This window comes from Leifsonia sp. HAY1-4F, from assembly GCF_056755275.1.
In genome coordinates this window covers 1-236 of sequence record NZ_JBNDHX010000640.1, presented here as the reverse complement: position 1 = coordinate 236, position 236 = coordinate 1, and the positions used below count along the sequence as shown (strand labels likewise).

Below are 236 nucleotides of genomic sequence, written 5' to 3'. Positions count from 1 at the left end.
CCCGCGTACCATCTCACCGGCCCGGTATCCGTCCCCGAGGCGGGCAAAGAGCGCGGCACGCCAGGGCCACGTCCATGAGCGTCGGCTGTCGCCTACTACCATCTCAGCGCGAAATGGTGCCACGGTAGGTGCACCCGCCACCGGCGGAGGTTCCCCACAGCGCGCCTTCAGGGACACCAGCGCAGCCGCCTGCAGCTCGGGTGTGTCTGTGGTTATCTGGCGCCCGGGATAGACGG

At 69.1% G+C, this 236-nt stretch carries 1 protein-coding gene; it reads right to left on the bottom strand.

Features of this window, described 5'->3' with window-relative positions; all coding sequences use genetic code 11:
- Positions 1–236 (bottom strand): glycosyl hydrolase family 95 catalytic domain-containing protein (locus ACPYOG_RS20805; protein WP_481295952.1); only part of this gene is annotated, 236 nt, incomplete at both ends.